At 72.0% G+C, this 1,192-nt stretch carries 2 protein-coding genes; both read left to right on the forward strand.

The annotated features are described in order from the left end of the window. A partial coding sequence (locus JJV70_RS22230; RefSeq protein WP_219049829.1) for a hypothetical protein occupies nucleotides 1-354 on the forward strand: 354 nt, incomplete at its 5' end. Further along, nucleotides 351-1,148, forward strand: a complete 798-nt coding sequence (locus JJV70_RS22235; RefSeq protein ID WP_257574400.1) for a hypothetical protein — start codon at nucleotides 351-353, stop codon at nucleotides 1,146-1,148. The genes JJV70_RS22230 and JJV70_RS22235, both read left to right, overlap by 4 nt. The last annotated feature ends 44 nt before the right edge of the window (nucleotides 1,149-1,192 follow it).

A 1,192-nucleotide genomic window follows, 5' to 3' on the forward strand; every position in this document is an offset into this window, starting at 1 on the left:
GAACCGGCGGAGCGTGAGACGCGGGTGGAGGTGCCGGTGCGGCTGTGCCTGACCTTCGCGGAGATGCTGGGGCTGCTGACCTTCACCACCGGCATGTGCGTCACTGACGACGACCTGGACGTCAACCGGCACGGCGAGCCGTGCGACGTGTTCCTGTACGAGGCGCTGGTCTACGCGCTGGTGCAAAACGACGCGGACGCCATCGAGTGGAACGCGGAGCGGGCGATGCTGGCCTACATCGGGCACGGCCGTCCCTCGGACCCGCCGGTGTCCTACCTGCGGCGGCTGGGCGCGGAGATCACCCGCGTGTTCGGTGTCGCCCCCAACGCGGCGGTTGTGGGGGTGGCCCGATGACCACGACGCCGGAGAACGTGCGGGCGCTGTTCGCGGACCTGCACCACACCGACGCGGGCCGTCTGCTGGCCGCTGACCGCCGTCGCGAGGGCGAAGACCTGCCGACCATCCCGCTGCCCGAGCTGGGGGTGGAGCTGACGCGGGCTGAGGCGGCGTGCGCGCTGTTTGAGTCGCTGGCCGACGAACTGCGCGACCCCGACACCGACACCCTGACCGCCGCCCTGACCGGCGCCGTGCGCACCCTCGGTACCGAGCACATCCGCGAACAGCTCCCCGTCTTCCACGACCTGGGGCTAGAGGAGTTCTTCGAGGTGACCCAGTGCTGGCAGTGGGCGCACCGCCTGACCCTGTCCTACTGGTACGCCGGGGCACGCTCGCGGACGATGACGGCCGGTGAGGTGGCGGTGTGCCTGTACCTGTCGGACCTGCAACAGTGCCGCCAGGCAGAGTTCCGCCGCCAGCCCCAGCGCGCGCTCGTCCTGGCCCGCGCCGTACACCAGGGCGCCGACCGCGTACCCGCAGACACCCTGGTCTGCCTGGGTGAGGGCTTCGCCGCAGAGCTGGGCGGCATCGCCCGGGACCGGGGCACCGTACCGAAGGCGTACCGGTCCACGATGCCCGACTACCACCGCCGCCGCCTGTGCTTCTCCCTGGCCCACGCCGACAGCGCCGACCAACCCGTCCCCCTCATCGTCCGCCACAACGAGGACGACGGCGGCGGCTACGCACTGGGCCTGACCGCCCCCCGACAGCCCGGCCGCACCCACTTCCGCACCCTGCGCGCGAGGTGGTGACCATGACCCACCACACCACCCCGACGACCGACCGGACGGCCACC

This window comes from Streptomyces sp. JJ66 (assembly GCF_019303495.1).
Taxonomy (GTDB): Bacteria; Actinomycetota; Actinomycetes; order Streptomycetales; family Streptomycetaceae; genus Streptomyces.

Bases quoted from the DNA above. Each gene is read 5' to 3' on its own strand.
- JJV70_RS22235 (WP_257574400.1), top strand. From the start codon at position 351: ATGACCACGACGCCGGAGAACGTGCGGGCGCTGTTCGCGGACCTGCAC.